This is a genomic window from Ruegeria sp. D6, assembly GCF_056534365.1.
The window spans coordinates 612,415-631,871 of record NZ_JBQFPH010000002.1 but is presented as its reverse complement, the minus strand read 5'-3'; the positions used below and the strand labels follow the sequence as shown (position 1 = coordinate 631,871).

The 19,457-nt window shown below is 58.9% G+C and carries 26 protein-coding genes; 8 read left to right on the top strand and 18 right to left on the bottom strand.

Annotated features, from left to right (window positions below):
- Window positions 1-44: 44 nt before the first annotated feature.
- Window positions 45-983, bottom strand: a complete 939-nt coding sequence (locus ACR0A1_RS10660) for a hydrogen peroxide-inducible genes activator (protein ID WP_255611813.1) — start codon at window positions 981-983, stop codon at window positions 45-47.
- A 122-nt stretch (window positions 984-1,105) separates the two neighbouring features.
- Between ACR0A1_RS10660 and ACR0A1_RS10655 the strand changes: the two genes are divergently transcribed.
- Window positions 1,106-1,792 carry a GNAT family N-acetyltransferase gene (locus tag ACR0A1_RS10655; RefSeq protein WP_480763895.1) on the top strand — a complete coding sequence of 229 codons (687 nt, stop codon included), beginning with the start codon at window positions 1,106-1,108 and terminating at the stop codon, window positions 1,790-1,792.
- Between the two features lie 46 nt (window positions 1,793-1,838).
- Here the strand turns inward: ACR0A1_RS10655 and ACR0A1_RS10650 are convergent, their stop codons facing one another.
- Window positions 1,839-2,648, bottom strand: a complete 810-nt coding sequence (locus tag ACR0A1_RS10650; RefSeq protein WP_170402416.1) for a division plane positioning ATPase MipZ — start codon at window positions 2,646-2,648, stop codon at window positions 1,839-1,841.
- 218 nt (window positions 2,649-2,866) lie between these two features.
- Between ACR0A1_RS10650 and ACR0A1_RS10645 the strand changes: the two genes are divergently transcribed.
- The 3 genes from ACR0A1_RS10645 (at window position 2,867) to ACR0A1_RS10635 (ending at window position 6,191) form a co-directional block, all read left to right on the top strand.
- Window positions 2,867-3,754 carry an AEC family transporter gene (locus ACR0A1_RS10645; RefSeq protein WP_480867398.1) on the top strand — a complete coding sequence of 296 codons (888 nt, stop codon included), beginning with the start codon at window positions 2,867-2,869 and terminating at the stop codon, window positions 3,752-3,754.
- 118 nt (window positions 3,755-3,872) lie between these two features.
- Entirely contained in the window at window positions 3,873-5,462 is a 1,590-nt protein-coding gene (locus tag ACR0A1_RS10640) for an MFS transporter (RefSeq protein ID WP_170508534.1), read from the top strand.
- Window positions 5,463-5,513: 51 nt separating this feature from the next.
- The gene (locus tag ACR0A1_RS10635; protein WP_480867396.1) at window positions 5,514-6,191 is read left to right on the top strand and encodes an SOS response-associated peptidase; all 678 of its coding nucleotides are present in this window, start codon (window positions 5,514-5,516) and stop codon (window positions 6,189-6,191) included.
- A gap of 86 nt (window positions 6,192-6,277) precedes the next feature.
- Here ACR0A1_RS10635 and rpmE read toward each other — a convergent pair whose 3' ends face one another.
- Both rpmE and rplS read right to left on the bottom strand, forming a co-directional pair.
- A complete protein-coding gene (gene rpmE / locus ACR0A1_RS10630) occupies window positions 6,278-6,499 on the bottom strand; it encodes a 50S ribosomal protein L31 (RefSeq protein WP_170392669.1) in 222 nt (73 codons plus the stop codon).
- Window positions 6,500-6,510: 11 nt separating this feature from the next.
- Entirely contained in the window at window positions 6,511-6,894 is a 384-nt protein-coding gene (rplS, locus tag ACR0A1_RS10625) for a 50S ribosomal protein L19 (RefSeq protein WP_170328369.1), read from the bottom strand.
- 370 nt (window positions 6,895-7,264) lie between these two features.
- Between rplS and ACR0A1_RS10620 the strand changes: the two genes are divergently transcribed.
- The gene (locus ACR0A1_RS10620) at window positions 7,265-8,065 is read left to right on the top strand and encodes a glycoside hydrolase family 25 protein (RefSeq protein ID WP_170508530.1); all 801 of its coding nucleotides are present in this window, start codon (window positions 7,265-7,267) and stop codon (window positions 8,063-8,065) included.
- 2 nt (window positions 8,066-8,067) lie between these two features.
- Here the strand turns inward: ACR0A1_RS10620 and trmD are convergent, their stop codons facing one another.
- From trmD to ACR0A1_RS10560, 12 genes are all read right to left on the bottom strand, one after another.
- A complete protein-coding gene (gene trmD, locus ACR0A1_RS10615; protein ID WP_480567467.1) occupies window positions 8,068-8,871 on the bottom strand; it encodes a tRNA (guanosine(37)-N1)-methyltransferase TrmD in 804 nt (267 codons plus the stop codon).
- A complete protein-coding gene (locus ACR0A1_RS10610; RefSeq protein WP_480867393.1) occupies window positions 8,868-9,683 on the bottom strand; it encodes a hypothetical protein in 816 nt (271 codons plus the stop codon). Before ACR0A1_RS10610 ends, trmD begins: the two co-directional genes overlap by 4 nt.
- Entirely contained in the window at window positions 9,683-10,186 is a 504-nt protein-coding gene (gene rimM, locus ACR0A1_RS10605; RefSeq protein WP_480867391.1) for a ribosome maturation factor RimM, read from the bottom strand. Before rimM ends, ACR0A1_RS10610 begins: the two co-directional genes overlap by 1 nt.
- Window positions 10,179-10,325 carry a hypothetical protein gene (locus ACR0A1_RS10600; protein ID WP_170392664.1) on the bottom strand — a complete coding sequence of 49 codons (147 nt, stop codon included), beginning with the start codon at window positions 10,323-10,325 and terminating at the stop codon, window positions 10,179-10,181. The genes rimM and ACR0A1_RS10600 overlap by 8 nt, the downstream gene beginning before the upstream one ends.
- A 2-nt stretch (window positions 10,326-10,327) precedes the next feature.
- Window positions 10,328-10,963, bottom strand: a complete 636-nt coding sequence (gene bluB, locus ACR0A1_RS10595; protein WP_170402403.1) for a 5,6-dimethylbenzimidazole synthase — start codon at window positions 10,961-10,963, stop codon at window positions 10,328-10,330.
- 12 nt (window positions 10,964-10,975) lie between these two features.
- Window positions 10,976-11,365, bottom strand: coding sequence for a 30S ribosomal protein S16 (gene rpsP / locus ACR0A1_RS10590; RefSeq protein WP_010437590.1), 390 nt, complete (start codon window positions 11,363-11,365; stop codon window positions 10,976-10,978).
- A 42-nt stretch (window positions 11,366-11,407) separates the two neighbouring features.
- On the bottom strand, window positions 11,408-11,704 hold the full coding sequence (locus ACR0A1_RS10585; RefSeq protein WP_170392662.1) for a chorismate mutase: 297 nt from the start codon (window positions 11,702-11,704) through the stop codon (window positions 11,408-11,410).
- A complete protein-coding gene (locus tag ACR0A1_RS10580) occupies window positions 11,701-12,240 on the bottom strand; it encodes a GNAT family N-acetyltransferase (protein WP_170513361.1) in 540 nt (179 codons plus the stop codon). The genes ACR0A1_RS10585 and ACR0A1_RS10580 overlap by 4 nt, the downstream gene beginning before the upstream one ends.
- The gene (locus ACR0A1_RS10575; protein ID WP_170625087.1) at window positions 12,237-12,788 is read right to left on the bottom strand and encodes a GNAT family N-acetyltransferase; all 552 of its coding nucleotides are present in this window, start codon (window positions 12,786-12,788) and stop codon (window positions 12,237-12,239) included. The genes ACR0A1_RS10580 and ACR0A1_RS10575 overlap by 4 nt, the downstream gene beginning before the upstream one ends.
- Window positions 12,785-13,297, bottom strand: a complete 513-nt coding sequence (locus tag ACR0A1_RS10570; RefSeq protein ID WP_170513367.1) for a GNAT family N-acetyltransferase — start codon at window positions 13,295-13,297, stop codon at window positions 12,785-12,787. The genes ACR0A1_RS10575 and ACR0A1_RS10570 overlap by 4 nt, the downstream gene beginning before the upstream one ends.
- Before the next feature lie 41 nt (window positions 13,298-13,338).
- Window positions 13,339-14,847 (bottom strand): signal recognition particle protein, encoded by a 1,509-nt coding sequence (ffh, locus tag ACR0A1_RS10565; RefSeq protein WP_480867387.1) that lies wholly within the window; start codon window positions 14,845-14,847, stop codon window positions 13,339-13,341.
- Window positions 14,848-15,007: 160 nt separating this feature from the next.
- The gene (locus ACR0A1_RS10560; RefSeq protein ID WP_170392657.1) at window positions 15,008-15,526 is read right to left on the bottom strand and encodes a hypothetical protein; all 519 of its coding nucleotides are present in this window, start codon (window positions 15,524-15,526) and stop codon (window positions 15,008-15,010) included.
- A gap of 89 nt (window positions 15,527-15,615) precedes the next feature.
- On the opposite strand from ACR0A1_RS10560, the gene ACR0A1_RS10555 reads away from it, so the two are divergent.
- Complete coding sequence (locus ACR0A1_RS10555) at window positions 15,616-16,146, top strand: prolyl-tRNA synthetase associated domain-containing protein (protein WP_480587635.1); 531 nt, start codon at window positions 15,616-15,618, stop codon at window positions 16,144-16,146.
- Here ACR0A1_RS10555 and ACR0A1_RS10550 read toward each other — a convergent pair whose 3' ends face one another.
- Both ACR0A1_RS10550 and ACR0A1_RS10545 read right to left on the bottom strand, forming a co-directional pair.
- Complete coding sequence (locus ACR0A1_RS10550) at window positions 16,147-16,887, bottom strand: aspartate/glutamate racemase family protein (RefSeq protein WP_480616295.1); 741 nt, start codon at window positions 16,885-16,887, stop codon at window positions 16,147-16,149.
- 64 nt (window positions 16,888-16,951) lie between these two features.
- Complete coding sequence (locus tag ACR0A1_RS10545; protein ID WP_170648517.1) at window positions 16,952-17,533, bottom strand: NAD(P)H-dependent oxidoreductase; 582 nt, start codon at window positions 17,531-17,533, stop codon at window positions 16,952-16,954.
- A gap of 120 nt (window positions 17,534-17,653) precedes the next feature.
- Here ACR0A1_RS10545 and ACR0A1_RS10540 point away from each other — a divergent pair, with 120 nt between their 5' ends.
- Both ACR0A1_RS10540 and ACR0A1_RS10535 read left to right on the top strand, forming a co-directional pair.
- On the top strand, window positions 17,654-18,532 hold the full coding sequence (locus ACR0A1_RS10540) for a LysR family transcriptional regulator (protein ID WP_480867384.1): 879 nt from the start codon (window positions 17,654-17,656) through the stop codon (window positions 18,530-18,532).
- Complete coding sequence (locus ACR0A1_RS10535) at window positions 18,529-19,440, top strand: DMT family transporter (RefSeq protein WP_170392652.1); 912 nt, start codon at window positions 18,529-18,531, stop codon at window positions 19,438-19,440. The genes ACR0A1_RS10540 and ACR0A1_RS10535 overlap by 4 nt, the downstream gene beginning before the upstream one ends.
- The last annotated feature ends 17 nt before the right edge of the window (window positions 19,441-19,457 follow it).

Genomic DNA, 19,457 nt, shown 5'->3' with positions numbered 1-19,457 from the left:
TACAGCTGCTTAATGCGGTAGCTTGAGGCCAGAGGTCAACACCACTATTTTTCAACGCTGACCAATCCAGAATAATCTGTCTTGGCAACGCTGCGAATGGCGTCTGAGATAAAGCTGAATGCGCGATGGTGGCCACTGGAGGCGCGCCAGACAAGGCCAATCGACCTATTCAGGCGGCCGGGCCTATAGGGCACAAGTGCCACGTCCCCGCCAAATTTGGGCACTTCGGACGCCACATAAAGTGATGGAAGGAATGAGATTCCGATATTCATAGCGGTCATCTGACGAATGGCATCCAAACTGGTGCCTTCATAGTCATACAGCAGATTTGCGCCGACCTCCTTGGTCAGGTTTTCGATCTGGCTGTGGAGGGTGAAGCGCCGCGACAGGACCAAAACGTTTTCCCCCTTTAGATCTTCGTCTTCTACATATTCCTTTTTTGCCAGCGGATGGCTGAGGGCCACAGCCAGATGAAGAGGCTCTCGCAGTAATCGCTGAACAAAAACATCGGCCGATTTCACCGGCAGTTGCGTCAGAATAACGTCGTGCATTCCGCTCAGCAGTTCTTGCAGCAGTTCTGAGGGGGGGCCGTCACGCACGATCAATCTCAGATCTGGGTGGTTCTGATGCAAATGCAGAAAAACGCGCGGCAACAGATAGGGCCCCAGCGTTGGGGATGAGCCGAGGCGAAAACTTCCTGAAAGTTCGGATTTCATCCGATTGTGTGTTTCTTGTAGGGCCATCACATCAGATAGTATGCTTCGGGTTTGCTCAAGAATTTCTCGTCCTTCAGGCGTCAGCATCGCTCCGGCGCGGCCTCGTTCGACGAGGTTCAGACAAAGCACAGATTCCAAATTGGCAATCTGCAGGCTAAGGGAAGGCTGGCTAATGCCGATACGCTCGGCGGCTTTCCTGTAGTGGCCAGTGTCGGCCAGCGTACGGAAATAGGACAGTTGTTTCAATGTCAGCTGGATGTCGATCAATAGGTTTTTCCAATCAAATATTGTTGAATAATAGGCTATCCTATTTTGTTGGAATATCCAACAATTGGCGCAGTCTCTTGTTTCAGAGCACTTGGTGTTGGTGTGTTCGCTCGGAGGACGTCATGAACATTCAAAACAAATCTATTCGATCTGAACACTCCTGCGGGCATTCGAGATCAGTTGATCTGCGCAGATTGAGGTCGCAGGGCGTTCTTTCCGAACGTGAAGTCAAATGGTGTCAGTCGAACGGTGTCGAGGTCGCTTACGACCCGATTCAAATAGGCTGGGTCCCACTGGAATGTGAGGATGACATCCTGGGCACATTTGGGCGTCCGAATCCCCGGCCATTCCACTTCCGTGCATGGGATCTGAAGGACTCGGCAGAGTATGCGGCGATGCTTTCCTCTGAGCGCCTGTGGCGCTATCTGCCGGAGGTCTATCCAGGCCCAATCAGTGCGGACGATGCCGCCCAATTGATCGAACTGGGCTACGAAGATCATCATCAGGTGTTGGCCATCGAGAAAGATGGGCACGCAATCGGACAGGTTCGTATGCTAGAAAAGGGATCGGGCAGCGCCGAAGTCAGCTATTGGTTGGGTGAGAAGCATTGGGGCAAGGGGTACGCCAGTTCGATCGTCGCACAGTACTGTGACGAATATTTGCGCCAACGCCCCAATGTTTACCGGGTGATCGCGGTTGTGCACGCAGACAACTTGGCATCTCAAGCTGTTCTCCGGAAATGTGCGTTTACTGACTCTGCGCGCGACGGAGAGTGGCTTACACTTGAGCGGCTACGTAGAGCATCTTAAGGCACTTGGATTTACTTTGGTTAGCTGTGCAGGCGCTGCCACGCGGCTAGAAGTCGATCTCAACACCCGGCAAGCTCAGTTCCTTCATCATGTCGCGCAATTCCTGACGTGCGGCGATGTTTGAGATGTTTAATTGCTTGACCCCGATATCCTTGAGGTCCAGCAAAGTCAGTCCGCGCGGGAACAACTCGCGGAAAATCACTCGCTCGGAAAAGCCCGAGGCGACGCGGAAGCCGATGCGCTGTGACAGCATCTCGATCGCGCGTTGCATCTTTTCCTTGTTGACCATGCGCTGGGTGCCGACCCGGTTGCGGACGACGACCCAGTCGATCGGTTTCAGCCCAGCTTGGGCGCGCAGTTGGCGGGCATTCCAGACCATCTCGGAATAGACTGAGGGGCCAAGGATTCTCTCACCTTTGGAATCGATCCGCGCCAGCAGGTCAAAATCGATGAAACTGTCGTTCAGCGGAGTAATCAGCGTATCGGCCAGCGAATGCGCAACCTGGCTGAGTCGAGTGTGCGAACCGGGGCAGTCGATCAGGATGAAATCGCTATCGCTTTCCAGTTCGGCCACGGCGGCTGAAAGGCGGTGGTCATAGATGTTTTCACCGGGTTGCAGAGCGCTGGCGTCAATCTCGGGCAGGTCGTGGTGGCGTGGGCTGGGCAGAGACAGGTCCGAGCCGTTCAGGAAGTTCAAGCGGTTCTCGAAATACCGGCCCAGACTGCGCTGCCGCAGGTCAAGATCGAGTGTGCTGACCTTGTGCCCCAGCCGTGCCAATGCGGTGGCCACATGCATCGACACGGTTGATTTGCCTGCGCCGCCCTTTTCGTTCCCGACCACAATGATATGTGCCATGCCTGTATTCCCAAGTCCCGCCGTGTTTGCCTACACGTTGTTGGCAGCCACTATATGTTGTGTAGGCCGGGAAGGGAAGAACCTCGGGCCGTCTTGAGCGGTATTATCAAGCCTCAAATTGGAAAAGTGCTTGGTACTTGGGGGTTAGGGTAAATCCTTGCCAAACACACACCCCTGTTTCACTGTCCATCCTATGGATTTGTGATCGAGGGCAGCCATTGGATCATCTGTTTCTGAACGTTTTGAACGTGGTTCTACCTGTCCTGATTTGCGCTGGAATCGGTTACGCTCTGGCTTTGATCAAGGCCCCCTATGACAACAAGGTTATTGGCGGGATCGTCTCGCGGGTCGGGTATCCGACGCTGATTATCTCGCACCTTTCAACCACCCAGATTGCGGTCGGCACCTTTCTTGATGTCATGATGGCCGCCGCTTTGGCGATTGCAGGTTTTGGGCTGTTGGGGCTTGTCGCGCTCAAACTGGTGCGGCTGCCGGTGCGGGCATTTCTGACGCCACTGATGCATGGCAATGTCGGCAATATCGGCCTGCCCATTACCCTTTTGGCGCTGGGCGATGCGGGAATGGCCTATACGATGGCATTTGTGGTGGTTGTGCTGATCAGTATCTTCACGATCGGCATGTGGATTCCGGCCGGAGAGTTCTCACCCAAGAAACTGGCGACTTCGCCGATTATTTACGCGGTCGCACTGTCGCTGGTGTTGATGGCGACGGGCACCAGCCTGCCCCAACCGGTGGCCAAATCCTTTGATATTCTGGGCGGTCTTTCAATCCCGCTGATGTTGCTGACGCTGGGCCACACGCTGGCGACCCTGCGGATCAAAAGCCTTGGCCGAGCCGTTTTGCTGACAGCGCTGCACCTGCTGATGGCTGCGGTGATTGCCAGCGCGTTGGTCTGGAGCTTCGGCTTCACCGGGGCTGAGCGGGGCGCGTTGATCCTGTGCTGTTTGATGCCATCCTCTGTCGCGACCTATTTGTTTATCGATCAGCATGCGCCGGAATACGGACCCGATGTGGCCGGGTTCATTCTGGTTTCGACTCTGTCCACGATCCTGGTGCTGCCATTGGCGCTGTCCTACTGGATCTAATAGGCGCTGGGCGCGCAGCGCGCTAAAAACAGTATCTATCAGCAAAAAACCGTTTAATAATAGGCACAACACGGTGCCCGAAGGGCCAGCGCGCTATTCCTGAACGGGGGACAGGCAGATGCCAAAAGACGTCACTGAGGACACATCCGGCGCGGGAGGGGCACGTCTGGTTCTGGTGATGACCGCGCTGTGCATGATGGTTGTTGGCTTCAACACAACCGCCGTTGCGACGATCCTGCCAAATCTGAAGGCCGAGTTCGATCTGTCACCTTCCAGCCTGCAATGGGTGATGGCGATCTATACGGTGGTTAGCGCGACCCTCGTCACCATCGTCAGCCGACTTGGCGATATCACCGGCAAGATGGGCGTCTTCTTTGCTGGAATGATCGTGTTCGGTCTTGGCTCGGCCCTTGTGTTGTTTTCGCAGGATGCAGCCATGTTGCTGGCAGGCCGCGGGGCCCAAGGTGCCGGGGCGGCAGCGCTGTTTGGCACCTCGCTTTCGCTGCTGACTGCCGCCACGCCCGAGGAACAACGGGCCAGCGTCACCGGTGCCTGGGGCGCGATCGTCGGGCTGGCAATTGGTGTTGGTCCGATCGTTGGCGGCGCGTTTGCGCATTACCTCAGCTGGCGGGGCGTGTTCGCCACCGATCTGGCGCTGCTGATCGTGGCCTTTGCGGTCGGGTTGCGGGTCAGCAAAGAGCATTACGTCCCCGACACCCGTCTTGCAGGCGCAAAGTTCGATCTTGCGGGTGCAGTCGCATTGGTCCTGCTGCTTGGCCCGCTATCCTTCGCGCTCAGCAACGGGGAAAGCCACGGATGGGCCACAAGATCGACCCTGATCCCGCTTGCCGTGTCGGCTGTAGCGGTGATTGCACTGATCATCACCTCGCGCCGCAGCGCGGACCCTCTGATCGAGCTGCGCTACTTCCGCCACCCCCGTTATTTCATGGCGGCGGCAGGGATGTTCATTACCGGCTTCGCGCTGTTCAGCTTTTTCGTCTATTTCAACGTCTTCGTGCAATCGCCAGATGCGTTTGGCCTGTCCGCTGTTGGGGCGGGGGTGGCGATCCTGCCGTTGAGCCTCAGTATGTTCGTCGTGTCTGTGGTGGCTCCGCGTTTTCTTGCACCTTACAGTTTTCGATGGCCGGTGATCCTGGGCATGGGGTTCATGACCTGTGGGTTCATGCTGTTGACGACAACGACGAACACAACAGGCATGGGTGCGATTTGGTGGAAGCTGGTGATTATCGGGATCGGGCTTGGCATCGGTTTTTCGTTATTGCCGCGTCTCGGGCTGCGCTTGTTGCCGGAAGAACATATGGGGCAGGGCTCGGGCGTGGTGAATGCGTTCCTCTATTTTGGTGCCACCCTTGGTGCCGTGGTTGGAGGTCTGGCCGAAGCAATCACTACCCGACGCGGCCTGTCCGAAGTGATCAACGCCTTGCCCACCGGGTCCGAGCAACGGGCCGACCTGGCCCATGCACTGACACATGGCACCGCCAGTCAGGTGCAGCAGCTTATAGCGGCGCTTGATCCGACCACGGGCGAAGCGTTGGCGCGCGCCTTGCGAGATCTGCAGGATGATGCATTTAACAGTGCCATGCTTGTCGCCGCTATCGCTGCGCTTTTGGGGATGATCCTGGCTGCCGTAATGCTGCGAGGCCCGGTGCCTCCACCGCACAGCGCGGTTGATCTGACAAGGGACTGATCGTCGGTGGGGCCACTTGTGACCGGCACTCAATCGGCCTAGGCTTTTGTCATGTGTGGAAAGTTTGCAGCCGGTCACCTGACGCAGCGGGAAATGCTGGCGATTACCGAGTATTTTCTCTACGGCAAGGTCTCGCCTGATCTGCCCGAGCAGCTGCCTTCGGGTGGGTACAATGTGTCTCCGACCAATCGGGTTGGCATGGTCCGTTGGGACGGCGATCAGGCCGAATTGGCTACTGCGCGCTGGCAAATCAAGGATCCGCGCAGCAAGAAGTCGATGATCAATTCGAAGATCGAAAATGTCAGCTTCTGGCAGCAATACTGGAACAAGGGGCGCTGTCTAATTCCGGCACTGGGATATTACGAGTGGCCCAAGGACCAGGGCCATGATTGCCCGGTCTACATCACGGTTCAGCGCAATGCCCCGGTGATGTTTTTTGCGGGGTTTTACAGGACTGATGACGGCAGCCATAGCTGTACGATCCTGACCCGGACACCCAGCCCGCAGATCGCGCATATTCACAGCCGAATGCCGGTGATCCTGACCCCGGATGAGATCGAAAACTGGCTATCAGGCGTCACGACCACGCAAGAGGCGCAGCAGTCGTTGGGTGCGCAGTACGAAGGCCGGTTTGAATATCACACCGTCAAACCCATCAAGCGCGGAGCTGAGGGCGAAGATATGATTGAGCCTTACACGCCCCCGGTCCAGACCGGGTTTGATTTCTGAAACAGCCGCAAAGTGCAGTGGGGTAATTCCAAAACAAAAAAAGGCCGCCCAATTGGACGGCCTTTCGCATTTCAACCAGGTCGGGATTAGAAGCCCAGACCTTCGTATTTCTTCTTGAACTTCGACACGCGGCCGCCTGCGTCCATCAGGCGCGACGAACCACCGGTCCATGCGGGGTGCACGGAAGGGTCGATTTCCAGAGCCAACTGGTCGCCTTCGCTGCCCCAGGTGGATTTCATCTGAACCACAGAGCCATCGGTCATTTTGACGTTGATGACGTGATAATCGGGATGGATGTCTTTTTTCATCTTTCCGCTCCTTACGCCTCGGCGCCAGCCTTGGGCTTGTAGTTGGTGACTTCTGCGATACGCGCGGATTTACCACGGCGCGAGCGCAGGTAGTAAAGTTTGGCGCGACGAACGCGGCCACGGCGGACAACGGTGATGCTGTCGATATTGGTCGAATGCAGCGGGAACACACGCTCCACGCCTTCGCCAAACGAAATCTTGCGAACGGTGAACGAACCGGCGATGCCGCTGCCACCTTTGCGCGCGATGCAGACGCCTTCATAGTTCTGCACACGGGTACGCGACCCTTCGGTCACTTTAAAGCCGACACGGATGGTGTCACCGGCTTTGAAATCGGGGATGTCTTTCCCCAGGGCGGCAATCTGTTCCGCCTCAAGCTGTGCGATCAGGTCCATCGCAGTTACTCCTATCTGCTCGTGGTTGGTCCACGAAGTTTGGGCACGGCCTGAGAGCTCTTGGTCTTCACCGGGTCCTGCGCACAGCCCGCCAGAGGTCAGATCGAATGTTCCTTTTGGTCCGGTCCGCCCTGTCGCGCCGGTGCCGAAGAAAGCTGGGCGTCACGTCAGGATGCAAACCAAAACACCGGAGTCGCATAACGCCACACCGGATTGCGCTGCTTTACGGGCTTTGCGGGCGGGGATCAAGCCTTATTCTTGGTGAAACAGGTGAGTTTTTGCCACCCGTCAAATCCACCGTTGCCTTGTTCACCAGATCAGGCATTCTGGGATTAATTATAAGAGCAGATATTTGATACAGGATCATAAGATGCGCAAAGCACTTCTGCTGGCCGTTATGGCGCTTGCAATTGTCTCATGTGGTCGCCGCGGCCCGCAACCTCAGGCGGTTGAGCCGCAGGCCTTCGCGGACACGACCCCGCCTTCGATCATCTACCCCGCCTTTGGTGACGCTGACCCGCACCCGTGGGAAGGTCGCCACCCCGGCCAGTACCCCGTGCACGGGCTGGATGTCTCGCGTTGGCAGGGGCCGATTGATTGGCGCACCGCACAGAAGAACGGTGTCAGCTTTGCCTTCATCAAAGCCACCGAGGGCGGAGATTTTACCGACCCGATGTTCGACGAGCACCGACGCGGCGCACAAGCTGCCGGAGTGCCGTGGGGGGCCTATCACTATTACTATTTCTGCCGTCCGGCCCATGAACAGGCGCGTTGGTTCATCCAGAACGTGCCCAAAGGGGCCGACCTGCCGCATGTGCTGGATATGGAATGGACGCCTCATTCCAAAACCTGCACCCTGCGCCCTGATGGCCGAACCGTTCGGGCCGAGGCGCAGCGGTTCCTTGATATTCTCGAGCGCCACTATGGCCGACGCCCGATTGTCTACACGACGGTAGATTTCTACGGCGACACCGATATCGGACGACTTCCCAAAACTGAGTTCTGGCTGCGCTCGGTCGCGGGCCACCCGCGCAACGTTTATCCAGGCTCGGTCTGGCGGTTCTGGCAATACACCGGCACCGGGCTGGTGCCGGGGGTTCAGGGTAAGGTGGACATCAACACCTTCAATGGCACGCCGGAAACCTGGGCGTTGTGGAAGGCAACCCGTTAGTCTTAGCCCTTATCTTCTGATTTTCGATAGGCGTCCCACAGATCGGGCCGCCGTTCGCGGGTGATCTGTTCCGACATTTCATGACGCCAATCCGCAATGCGTCCATGGTGGCCTGACATCAGGATCTCGGGGATCGGGCGGCCTTTCCAGTCGGCGGGGCGGGTGTATTGCGGATGTTCCAGCAGGCCCGACGAAAAGCTTTCTTCCTCGGCTGAGGCCTGATTGCCCAGCACACCGGGGATCAGCCGCACAGTCGAATCGATCAGCGCCTGCGCCGCGATCTCACCACCGGTCATGACAAAATCGCCAAGGCTGACCTCCTGCACGCCGTAATGCTCCAGCACGCGCTCATCGACGCCTTCGAAACGACCACATAACAGGGTCATGCCATCGCAGCGAGCCAGGTTTTGCATCATTTTCTGATCCATCCGACGCCCACGCGGGCTGAGGTAGATCAACGGCCAGTTGCCCCGGATGCCCGCCATCGTATGCTCAATGGCCTCACCCAGCACATCGGCACGCAGGACCATGCCCGCACCGCCGCCCGCAGGGGTGTCATCCACATTGCGGTGCTTGCCGATCCCGAATTGGCGCAAATCCACAGTTTCCAATTGCCATAGCCCTTCTTGCAGGGCCTTGCCGGTCAGGCTTTCGCCCAGAACACCGGGGAAGGCAGATGGGAACAACGTGATGATCTTGGCCTTCCACACCCCGTGCAGATCGGGCGTCGGCGTCATCAACTCGCGCGGCTTCAACGTTGGACGGATGGCTTTGCGGCCATGGGACTTTCCGGGTTTATCTGTCATCTCGAGCCGATCAGATCGTTCTGGGTGCTTTGAACCAAAGCCGTCTTTTGATCGATCAGCGCAGCATCGTCCAGATCGGATCGGTTCATTTCCAGCATCTGCTGCAAGACATCCTCGGGCAGGCGTGGGTTTGATCGGGTCGGGCCTACCAATTCGGCGGCTTTGTCCGCAGGCAGGTCAAGGAATTCAGCAAAAGTGCTTCCAAGCCCATGTCGCTGGCCCTGCAGGTCTTCCAGCCATTCGGTGCGGACCGAGACCGAGGGCAAACGGTCGCGCACAGCCGCAGCAGCAATCTGAGGCGACGGCAACGGTTCAAGCCGGGCGCGAAAGGTCTCAAAATCCTGAATCAGGCGCGATCGTTGCAGATCATGCGCCCACAGGCTGCGTAGCCAGCTTCCCCGTTGGCGCAGCGAGTAGTAGATCGTGATATGCACCTCTTCCCCGGCAAACCGGTCGCGGATCAGGCCGACAAGGCACGAGGCGAGCTCGGGCGCGGCCTCATATCCCACCGCGACATTGCGGCTGGGGCGCAGGCCCGAGAAATTCTCTTCGCTCAGAACCAGCCCACGTTTCTGGCCGAATTCCAGCGAATTCAGAAAGTGCCGCATCTGATCCTTGAAATCGCTCATCGCGCCGGGTGTGCCGTAGACGGAATAGCGAGTGGCTGCTTCGGACAAGCCGGTTTTGCGGGTCCGATAGGGCAGGACCAACGCATGGTGCGGCCAGATCAGTGACCGGTTTTCGAACAGAAAGGACTGTGCCGCCGTCGTCCCGGTCTTGTGCAGACCCAGATGCAGCAACACGCGGCGCATTACACCAGGCCCTCAGGCGGATCAGCGATGATGCGGCCCTTGTCCAGATCAACGGTCGGAACGGATTCGAGTGTAAACGGCAGCAGCACGGTGGCCTTTAAGCCCGGCCCATGCAGTTCCAACAGATCCGCCGCACCGTGATTTTGCACCGATTTCACTCGGCCCAGCAGCGTGCCGCCGGTGTCATAAACCTCAAGCCCGATAAGGTCGGTGTGGTAAAACTCATCATCCGGCAGCGACGGCAATTGATCGCGCCGCGCATAAAGGCGCAGACCGTTCAGCGCATCCGCCGCTTCCTTGGTCTCAATGCCACCCAGCCGGGCGGCAAAGCCGTTCTTGATCGCGCGGGTCAGGACTACGGGATAGCGCTCTTTACCTTCTTCGTCTGTCAGCGGCGAATAGCCTTCGATATCCTCGGGGACGGCGCAGAAACTTTTCAGCCGCACCTCGCCGCGCACCCCATACGAGCCCGCGATGCTGCCTACGCAGATCAGATCACTCATTTCGACCATCCGTCACACATAGCCCGTCCCGCCATTGTCCGATCACCTCGCACGCCTCGCGCTGGTTCGAGCGTTCGAAGAATACGCCCACAATAAATGCGATCGCCAGCAGGATGGGAAGACGTAACAATCCGAACATGACTAACGCACCTCGATCGGCAGAGAGGTGTCTCTGCATTCCCAGCCGACCTGCTCCAGTTCCGGCGTATCGGATTGGGCCTCGGGCCAGCCCAAGCAGAAATATCCGATCAACCGCCAGTCCTCGGGGACATCCAGATCGCGCACCATCTGGTCCGGGTCGAGGATCGAGACCCAGCCCAGGCCCAAGCCTTCTGCCCGCAAGGCGAGCCAGAAGAGCGTGATGGCAGAGACGACGGAATAACGCCGCATTTCGGGCATAGTGCCTGCGCCGAGACCTTGACCTTTGTCGGTGGCATCGTCGCAAAACACGGCCAGCTGCACCGGAGCTTCTTTCATCCCGGACAGTTTCAGCTGGCTGTACAGCTGCGCCTTTTCGCCGGAATACCCGCTCAGCGCCCGCTCGTTGGCCGCTTGGAAATTCTTCAGCGCCGCGTCGCGCGCGGCCTGACTTTCGATGCGGATCACGCGCCAGGGTTCGCTGAGCCCAACAGAAGGGGCCAGTCGAAACGCGTCGAGGCAGCGCGTAAGCACTGCCTCGTCAATTGCATCGGTGCGAAACCGGCGCACATCACGCCGGAGCCGCATCAACAGATCGAACTGCGTACGAAAATCGTCGGAAAAGGCTTGATCCTGCACGCGCCTGACTGCTTATTCTTCTGCAGCAGCTTCTTCAGCCGGTGCTGCAGCCGCTTCGGCAGCTTCAGCAGCCTTGGCAGCTTTCTCTTCCGCGCGTTCCTGAGCTTTCTTGCCCGGAGTACCCTTGTTGGGGTTGTTGCGCTCGGCCTTGTCACGGGCGCCGGCAGCTTCCAGCATACGTGCGATCCGGTCGGTGGGCTGTGCGCCCTGATCCAGCCAGTACTGGATGCGCTCCATGTTCATTTTCACGCGCTCTTCGCTGTCTTTCGGCAGCAGCGGGTTGTAGGTGCCCAGTTTTTCGATGAAACGGCCATCGCGCGGCATACGGCTGTCAGCCGCAACAATGCGATAAAAGGGACGCTTTTTCGAGCCGCCGCGGGCGAGACGAATTTTCATTGCCATGGTGGTATCTCCTTTGAATGGCGTATCCGGTAATAGACCGGCTTAGTTCTGGTGTTTCTTGTGGTGTCGGATGACTTCCTGAATGATGAAATTCAGAAAAGCCTTGGCGAAATCGGGGTCCAGATCGGCCTCTTTCGCCAGGTCTTCTAACCGTGCGATCTGCGCAGCCTCGCGCGACGGATCGGACGGGGGAAGGTCGTGTGCGGCCTTGAGCTTGCCAACGGCCTGCGTGTGCTTGAACCGCTCGCCCAGCGTATAGACCAGGATCGCATCCAGCCGGTCGATGCTTTCGCGATGGTCTTTCAACAGCGCAGCAGCCTGTGTCACGGGGTTGTTCATTGGCCGGTCCTTTCGGTGGTCAAATCAATCTGCGGATGACGCCAGATCTGAGCGTGCTTGCCCAAAAGCTCGGCTCTCTCAATCTCCAGCGTTGCGCCCAGCCGTTCGGCCAGCGCGCGCGAGCGATCATTGGCATGGGCGATGTAAGAAATCACACCGTTCAGCCCCTGATGCCGCGCTGCATAGTCGCGTGCAGCCGCGGCGGCCTCAAAGCCCAGACCTTTGCCTTCGGCCTCTGCCATCAGCGTCCAGCCCAGCTCGGGCTCCGCCCAGCCGGGTACGTAGATCATGCCTGCCCATCCCACGAATGCGCCGCTGGCCTTTTCAGTCAGATGCCACAGACCATAACCGCGCAGCGCCCAATGACCCAATCTGTTCGAAAGAGAGCTCCAGCTTCCAAGCGCGTCCTTGGGACCACCAACCATATGGCTGCGCTCGGTCGCGTAGAACGCGGTCATCGCAGGAAGATCGTCCAGATGCGGCGCGCGAAGGATCAGGCGATCGGTTTCGACGGTGGGTATAGTGAACGAGGTCATGCATATGCCTCCACGCCACCATTTACCAGATCGGCAGGCGCAGAATGACGCCAGACCTGCATCGCCCCGAAAGCCGGGTGTTCGAACATATATTCAAACTGCGCGCCCAGCCGTTTCGCGACAGCCTTGCTGCCCAGATTATCCGGATCGATCAGCGAGATTGCGGTTTCCCAGCCCAGCACGTCATAGGCATGTGCGCGTGCAGCCAGTGCCGCTTCGGTCGCATAACCCTTGCCGGTGGCGTGGTTCATCAGGGTCCAGCCAATTTCGGGCTCGGGCCAGCCGTGAGGGTTCCACAAGCCAACATGGCCTACATAGGTGCCGGTGTCTTTTTCCTCGACACCCCAGAAGCCATAACCACGCATCGCCCAGTGGCCTAACAGCATCGCAACAGCGCGCCATGTCTCATCCGGGCGTTTCGGGCCGCCGACGAATTTCGAGGCGTCGCTGGCAAAAAACTCTGCCTCAGCCTCAAAATCGGCCTCGCAAGGGGCCCGCATGATCAGGCGTTCGGTTTCCAGCGTTGGTATGGCCATGGCAAGTGTCATGCCTGCACCTCGCCGTATCGCCAGACATGCTGGGTTGGGCCAAAGGCGCTTTCGGCAACGGCGTCGCGCGTTGCACCCAGACGCTGTGCCAATGCGTTCGAACGCGTGTTAGATTGCGAAACGTAACTTACGAACTGGCCGGATCCGAGCAGATCAAGCCCAAAATCGCGAACGGCGCTGCACGCTTCGGTCGCGTAACCTTGCATGCGGAACTTGCTATCGAACATATAGCCAAGCTCGGGCTCGTGGTCGTCCCATTCGAGGCCCAGAATGACGAAGCCAATGACCTGATCGTCGTCCTTTAGCGAGACCGTGAACAGGCCATGCCCATGCAAAAGCCAGCCCGATGTGTAGTAGGAAAACTCAGTCCAGGCGTCCTGTTCGGTATCGCCAAAGCTGTCCTTGCAGATCGATGTCCACACCGGCAGGTCGTCCAGAGTGGGTGCACGCAGAACCAGCCGCCGGGTCTCAATGACCGGCAGGGCCGCGCGATACTGCGCTGCTGCCATCGCCGCCTTTCCGGACGGGGGCTGGGTGCAGCGTGCTGACGTCACTTTTTCTTTCCAAAACCGCTCAACCCCGGGGGCAGGCCCATGCCGCCACCCAGTCCGGGCAGACCGCCGGGCATCTTACCGCCCATCGCTTTGGCGGCTTGTTCCAGCGCCTTGGGGTCCATGCCCGCAGCCATTTCCTCAGGCGAGGGGCCGCCTTTGCCGAACATGCCTTTCATGGCCTGTTTCAGCATCTTGCCTTTGCCCATCTTGCCCATCTTTTTCATCATGTCGGACATCTGCCGGTGCATCTTGAGCAGCTTGTTGAGGTCGCTGACCTCCATACCCGAACCGGCGGCGATGCGTTTCTTGCGGCTGGCTTGCAGCAGTTGCGGGTTGGCGCGTTCGCGTTTGGTCATCGACTGGATCAGCGCGATTTGCTGGCGCAGGATTTTATCGTCCAGACCGGCCTGATCCATCTGCTTGGCCATCTTGTTCATGCCCGGCATCATGCCCATCATGCCCTGCATGCCGCCCATCTGGATCATCTGCTCCAGCTGCATTTTCAGGTCGTTCATATTGAACTGACCTTTGACCATGCGCTTCATCATGCGCTCGGTCTGTTCCATCTCCATCGTTTCCTGGGCTTTTTCGACCAGAGCAACGATGTCGCCCATGCCCAGAATACGCCCCGCGATCCGGTCCGGCTCGAAGGTTTCGAGCGCGTCCATCTTCTCGCCCAGACCAACAAAGCGGATCGGCTTGCCGGTGACTGCGCGCATCGACAGCGCCGCACCGCCACGTCCGTCACCGTCCATACGGGTCAGGACCACGCCCGAGATGCCGACCTTGGCATCAAACTCTTCGGCCACTTCAACAGCGACCTGACCGGTCAGGCCGTCGACCACCAGCAGCGTCTCACGCGGGTCGACCACGTTACGAACCTGCTCGACCTCGTCCATCAGGACTTCGTCTATATGCAGACGGCCCGCCGTATCGAGCATATAGACGTCATAGCCACCCAGCGTTGCCTGCTGCTTGGCGCGCTTGGCGATATCAACCGGCGTCTGACCGGGTACGACCGGCAGCGTGTCAACACCAACCTGCGTGCCCAGAACCGCCAGCTGATCCATCGCCGCTGGGCGATAGACGTCGAGCGAGGCCATCAGGACCTTCTTGCCCTCTTTCTCTTTCAGGCGTTTCGCCAGCTTACCGGTGGTGGTTGTCTTACCGGAACCCTGCAGGCCGACCATCAGGATCGGGGCAGGCGGGTTGTCGATCTTCAGCGCGCCGGGGTCTTCTTCGCCACGCAGTGTATCTACCAACGCGTCGTGCACGATCTTGACGACCTGCTGGCCGGGCGTGATCGATTTGGTGACAGCTTGACCGGTCGCCTGTTCCTGTACTTTCTTGACAAACTCGCGCGCCACCGGCAGCGAGACGTCGGCCTCAAGCAGGGCAACGCGGACTTCGCGCAGGGCGGTTTTCACGTCTTCTTCAGACAGGGCACCCTGTTTGGTCAGCCGGTCAAAGACGCCGGAAAGGCGTTCGGATAGATTTTCAAACATGCCTTCGGCCTCCTTAGCCGGTTATCTGGTGGCGTGCCCTAGATAGGACGCGTCGGTTAAATGCACAAACGCCCCCACGGGCGAAACTCGCTGGTGGGGGGCGATCCCTGAACGACTCAAGGGACCGGAAGATCAAACGCTTCCGGATGTTGGCGGCGATTTAGGCCGATTGGCTGGCAGAGTCAACCTTGCGTGCCGGAAGCCAATCGTTGACCGCATCCACCAGCCGATGCGCACCGCGCCCGCTGGAATAAGCCTCGACAATGGGATGCCGCCCGGCGCTCATGCCTTCATCCAGTATCAGGACAGGGCGATAGAGTGTCGATGTGCCATTGTCGCTACGTGAGGTCGTGCTTTCGGTTTCCGCGTGCGAGAGGTGCGAGAGCTCATGTTCCACGGCATCATATCCAAAGACTGACTGTCTGCGGATCAGGATGCTGTTATTATTGCGATCCAGTATGACCTGCACGCGCCGGACAAAGGCGCAAAATGCACCAAAACCCATGCCTCCGCCGAATAGTGCGAAGAAAATGCCGAACAAGATACCCTCGCCACCTTCACTGGCCAAGAAGACGCCCGCGCCGACAAATGCCAGAATGAAGAAAACCAGCGTGATGCCGATGAACCATGGCGTATTGGACAGGATCAGTTGGCTCGGAGTGTTACGCGTGACTTTCATGGCGGCACGCTAGCACCGAATGCCGCGCCTGTCGTGGCTTGAATTTACCTGTCGGTTGGGCGATGAGCGCGCCATACGAGGAGGTTCCCATGGACGCATCATCTGCCTTTCAGGATACGTTGCCGCTCAGCTCGGATGCGCTTTTGGTGCAGTTGGATGAATGGGGGCTGCCCTATCGGTTGCATACTCATATCCCGCTGCGCACCGTTGAGGATGCCAAAGGGGTCGAGGGCCAGTTCATGGCGCCGGGTGAAAATACACTGCGGCTTAAGAACCTGTATCTGCGCGACAAGAAAAAGCGGAATTATCTGGTGACGCTGGAACAGAGCCGCGAGATCGACCTCAAGGCGCTGGGCGCGGAGTTGGGGGTTGGCAACCTGTCCTTCGGCTCGGCGGATCGGCTGTTCCAGAACCTCGGCATCCGCCCTGGCGCGGTCAGTCCGCTGGCGATGATCAACGGCGTTGAGAACAACGTTAAGTTCTTCATGGACGCCGCCGCGCAACAGGCCGATGTCATCAACATGCACCCTTTGGTCAACGACCGAACCGTCGTTTTGTCGCGCGATGATCTGATGGCGTTCTTTGATAAGATCGGGTGCGAGGTGACCTGGCTGCCGTGATCACCCTTCAAGCGCTTCGTTCAAAGCGGCAGCGACATGGGCGGCGGAGGGGTTGACGAACAGGTGACCGTCCGCCTCGAACACCGGATCGTCCAGATGATCGGGGAAGGCCAGAGGCAACTCGGTACAGGCCAGCAAGATCGCGGTTCCGGGTGTGGCGTGTTTGTTGCAGAAGGCCAGCAGGCGCGCATGTGCGGTGTCGGATGCGCCGCCGTAGAAATCACTGTCGATCATCGCCTGCATCTCGGCGATCTCAGGCTCGGGCAGGCGTGTGTTTGCCGTGATACCCTCGGCGGCCAGCCGGTCGGCATAGTTTGTGGCCTGCATAGTGACTGCGGTTCCAAGGACCAAAGCATTGGTGGCACCGGTCGAGGCGGTCGCGTCGGCGGTTGCGTCAAAAATGCTGAGAATAGGCATGGAGACGCCTTCGCGGATCGCGTGAAGCCGCGCGTGTGGCGTATTGGAGGCGATGATGCCGAAATCGCAGCCTGCGTGTTCCAAAGTCAGCAGTGCTTCGCGGAACACCGCGTCGAAAGCGGCCCAGCTGTCTTCGTCACCGGCCACGCCGCGCAAGGCGCGGGTTTTGGCTTGGGTGACGGATTCGATGGTCATGGGTGGGATGGGCAGCGGCGATCCGTGGCCGCGTTCAGCAAAATACCGACCCGCGCCTTCAGCGATCGCCCGGTAGTAGTCGACAGTTGAGGCCCAGCCAACACCGCCCAATATTCCAATCTTTTTCATGTGAAACGCCCAGTCTGCCGATTTGCCTCGGCGCAGACTGGACGGTTCAAGGGGGGCAGGTCAATCAGGCTGCCAGTTTGGTGACAGCTTTCTGCGCATTGGACAGGGTTGTTTCGGGGTCCAGTGCCATGCGATCTGCGGCGATGACTTCGACATCATGGATGCCGATGAAGCCCAGAACATGGCGCGCATAGGTGGTGGCAAAGTCGATCTCGGAGCCCACCGCCGTACCGCCTGATGCAACAGCAAGGATGGCGCGTTTGCCTTCCAGCAGACCTTTCGGTCCTTCTTCGGAATAGGAGAATGTCAGACCGGCACGGGCGACCAGATCAATCCAGGCCTTGAACGCGGCGGGAACTGAGAAGTTGTAGATCGGCAGGCCGATGACGATCGTGTCGGCCTTTTGCAACTCGGACACCAATTCGTCCGACAGGGCCAGCAGGTCTTTCTGTACCGCGTCACGCTGTTCGGCGGGGGTGAAATTGGCGCCGATCCAGTCTTCGGTCAGCAGGGGCAGGGGGGTGGCCAGATCGCGGCGGATGATGCGGCTGGCGTTCAGGTGGCGAACCACGCGGTCGGACAGATCGCGGGTGGCAGATCCAGTGCGGCGGGCCGAGGCGTCGATATGCAGGATGGTTTTGGTCATTTCGGGGCGTCCTTTGTTGCGGAATTAGCTTCTGTTGCCCCAATATGGCTGTTGCGTGCATGAACAAAACTCGGATATATCAACAAGCATTGTTAGAATTTGCACATTGGATCAGATGCAATGGACAATTGGGATGAAGTGAGAACCGCCTATCAGGTGGCGCGCATGGGAACGGTCAGCGGCGCGGCGGATGTGCTGGGTGTGCACCACGCCACCGTGATCCGCCATATCGATGCGATCGAGGCACGGTTGGGCGTCAAACTATTCCAGCGTCACGCGCGTGGGTACACACCAACCGAAGCGGGTGAGGACCTGTTGCGTGTCGCGCAGGCAACCGAAGATCAATTCAACCAGTTGGTTGGTCGCATGAAGGGGCGCGGAGACGATGTCTCGGGCGAGATCGTGGTCACCTCACTGGCCTCACTGGCCCCGCTCATCGTACCGACGCTGACCGAGTTCCAGCAGACCCACCCGGGATTGATTGTGCGCTATCTGACCGGCGACCGCCTGTTCCGGTTGGAATATGGCGAGGCGCATGTGGCGATCCGCGCCGGGGCCGCGCCGGATCAACCGGACAATGTGGTGCAGCCGTTCATCCCACAAGAGGTCGGACTATTCGCCAGCAAGGCCTATCTCGCGCGCCACGGCAAACCCGCAAACGTTGCAGATTTCGCCAATCACTACTTCGTGGGCAATGATGACGAAAACAGCCGCGCGCCGTTTTCCCGCTGGCTGCGTGCCAACGCGCCGGAGCAGGCGATCACTTTCCGCTGCACCAATAATTTCTGTATGCGAGAGGCTGTTCTGGCCGGTGCAGGCATCGGCTTTATGGCCCGTTGGGAGGCCGCGCGCGATCCCGATCTGGTCGAGGTGATGGCACCGTTGCCCGAGTGGTCTGGCAGGCTGTGGTTGGTGACTCATGTGGATCTGCACCGGACCACTAAGGTGCAGGCTTTCCTATCCTTCCTGAAAGATCAATCCAAGGGCTGGCTGCCGTGACACCGCAGGCGCGCGGCCATCTGGCCATGCTGACATTCTCGGCTTTGGTGGCGGGCAGTTTCTCGCTTGGCTCAATGGCGGCAAATGAGATCGCACCGTCGGCGATCACGGCAGCGCGCTTTGCGATTGCGGCGGTTGTGATCGGCATCGCTGCGATTGCCACAACGGGCATTCCGCGCAGCGCGGCTCGGGCACCATGGCGCTATCTGGTGCTTGGCGGATTGTTCGGAGCCTACTTTGTCCTGATGTTCTACGGATTGAAAACAGCTCCCCCGGTCAGCGCGGCGGCGGTCTTTACGCTGACCCCGGTCATGTCGGCGCTGGCCGGGTGGGTGCTGCTGCGCCAGATCACCACCCCACGCATGGCGCTGGCCCTGACGGTCGGTGCGGTCGGTGCGCTGTGGGTGATCTTCAGAGCGGATTGGCAAGCCTTTCAGGTCTTCGAGATCGGAGGCGGCGAGATCATCTATTTCTGGGGTTGCGCCGCGCACGCCGTCTATACGCCGATGATACGGCGATTGAACCGGGGCGAGCCTGCGGTGGTGTTCACCTTCGGTACGTTGGTTGCGGGGTGTTTGATCCTGACGGTCTGGGGCTGGTCCGATATACGTGCAGTAGATTGGGGCAACCTTCCCGGGATTGTCTGGGTGACGCTGCTTTATATCTCGTTGTTTGCGACCGCCGCCAGTTTTGTACTGGTTCAGTTTGCAGCCCTGCGTTTGCCCGCGGCAAAGGTCATGGCCTACACTTACCTGACGCCCAGCTGGGTGATCCTGTGGGAAATCGCCCTGGGACGTCCTGCGCCGACGGCATTGGTGTTGGTTGGTGCCGGGCTCACCGCTGTTGCGCTGTTGTTGCTGCTGAAAGGAGAAGACGCGCCTGCAAACACTCCGGTACGCTCGAATTGAAGCTTGTGATTTCTTCC

What these genes read in the sequence shown, in the direction of transcription:
- ACR0A1_RS10655 (WP_480763895.1), top strand. Translation starts at nt 1,106, where the DNA reads ATGAACATTCAAAACAAATCTATTCGATCTGAACACTCCTGCGGGCAT.
- ACR0A1_RS10540 (WP_480867384.1), top strand. Translation starts at nt 17,654, where the DNA reads ATGGACAATTGGGATGAAGTGAGAACCGCCTATCAGGTGGCGCGCATG.
- ACR0A1_RS10560 (WP_170392657.1), bottom strand. Translation starts at nt 15,526, where the DNA reads ATGAAAGTCACGCGTAACACTCCGAGCCAACTGATCCTGTCCAATACG.
- ACR0A1_RS10550 (WP_480616295.1), bottom strand. Translation starts at nt 16,887, where the DNA reads ATGAAAAAGATTGGAATATTGGGCGGTGTTGGCTGGGCCTCAACTGTC.
- ACR0A1_RS10545 (WP_170648517.1), bottom strand. Translation starts at nt 17,533, where the DNA reads ATGACCAAAACCATCCTGCATATCGACGCCTCGGCCCGCCGCACTGGA.
- ACR0A1_RS10610 (WP_480867393.1), bottom strand. Translation starts at nt 9,683, where the DNA reads ATGCGCCGCGTGTTGCTGCATCTGGGTCTGCACAAGACCGGGACGACG.
- ACR0A1_RS10570 (WP_170513367.1), bottom strand. Translation starts at nt 13,297, where the DNA reads ATGGCAGCAGCGCAGTATCGCGCGGCCCTGCCGGTCATTGAGACCCGG.
- ffh (WP_480867387.1), bottom strand. Translation starts at nt 14,847, where the DNA reads ATGTTTGAAAATCTATCCGAACGCCTTTCCGGCGTCTTTGACCGGCTG.
- ACR0A1_RS10555 (WP_480587635.1), top strand. Translation starts at nt 15,616, where the DNA reads ATGGACGCATCATCTGCCTTTCAGGATACGTTGCCGCTCAGCTCGGAT.
- ACR0A1_RS10580 (WP_170513361.1), bottom strand. Translation starts at nt 12,240, where the DNA reads ATGACCTCGTTCACTATACCCACCGTCGAAACCGATCGCCTGATCCTT.
- ACR0A1_RS10640 (WP_170508534.1), top strand. Translation starts at nt 3,873, where the DNA reads ATGCCAAAAGACGTCACTGAGGACACATCCGGCGCGGGAGGGGCACGT.
- rplS (WP_170328369.1), bottom strand. Translation starts at nt 6,894, where the DNA reads ATGGACCTGATCGCACAGCTTGAGGCGGAACAGATTGCCGCCCTGGGG.
- rpsP (WP_010437590.1), bottom strand. Translation starts at nt 11,365, where the DNA reads ATGGCAATGAAAATTCGTCTCGCCCGCGGCGGCTCGAAAAAGCGTCCC.
- rimM (WP_480867391.1), bottom strand. Translation starts at nt 10,186, where the DNA reads ATGAGTGATCTGATCTGCGTAGGCAGCATCGCGGGCTCGTATGGGGTG.
- trmD (WP_480567467.1), bottom strand. Translation starts at nt 8,871, where the DNA reads ATGACAGATAAACCCGGAAAGTCCCATGGCCGCAAAGCCATCCGTCCA.
- ACR0A1_RS10575 (WP_170625087.1), bottom strand. Translation starts at nt 12,788, where the DNA reads ATGACACTTGCCATGGCCATACCAACGCTGGAAACCGAACGCCTGATC.
- ACR0A1_RS10650 (WP_170402416.1), bottom strand. Translation starts at nt 2,648, where the DNA reads ATGGCACATATCATTGTGGTCGGGAACGAAAAGGGCGGCGCAGGCAAA.
- ACR0A1_RS10635 (WP_480867396.1), top strand. Translation starts at nt 5,514, where the DNA reads ATGTGTGGAAAGTTTGCAGCCGGTCACCTGACGCAGCGGGAAATGCTG.
- ACR0A1_RS10620 (WP_170508530.1), top strand. Translation starts at nt 7,265, where the DNA reads ATGCGCAAAGCACTTCTGCTGGCCGTTATGGCGCTTGCAATTGTCTCA.
- ACR0A1_RS10600 (WP_170392664.1), bottom strand. Translation starts at nt 10,325, where the DNA reads ATGTTCGGATTGTTACGTCTTCCCATCCTGCTGGCGATCGCATTTATT.
- ACR0A1_RS10585 (WP_170392662.1), bottom strand. Translation starts at nt 11,704, where the DNA reads ATGAACAACCCCGTGACACAGGCTGCTGCGCTGTTGAAAGACCATCGC.
- rpmE (WP_170392669.1), bottom strand. Translation starts at nt 6,499, where the DNA reads ATGAAAAAAGACATCCATCCCGATTATCACGTCATCAACGTCAAAATG.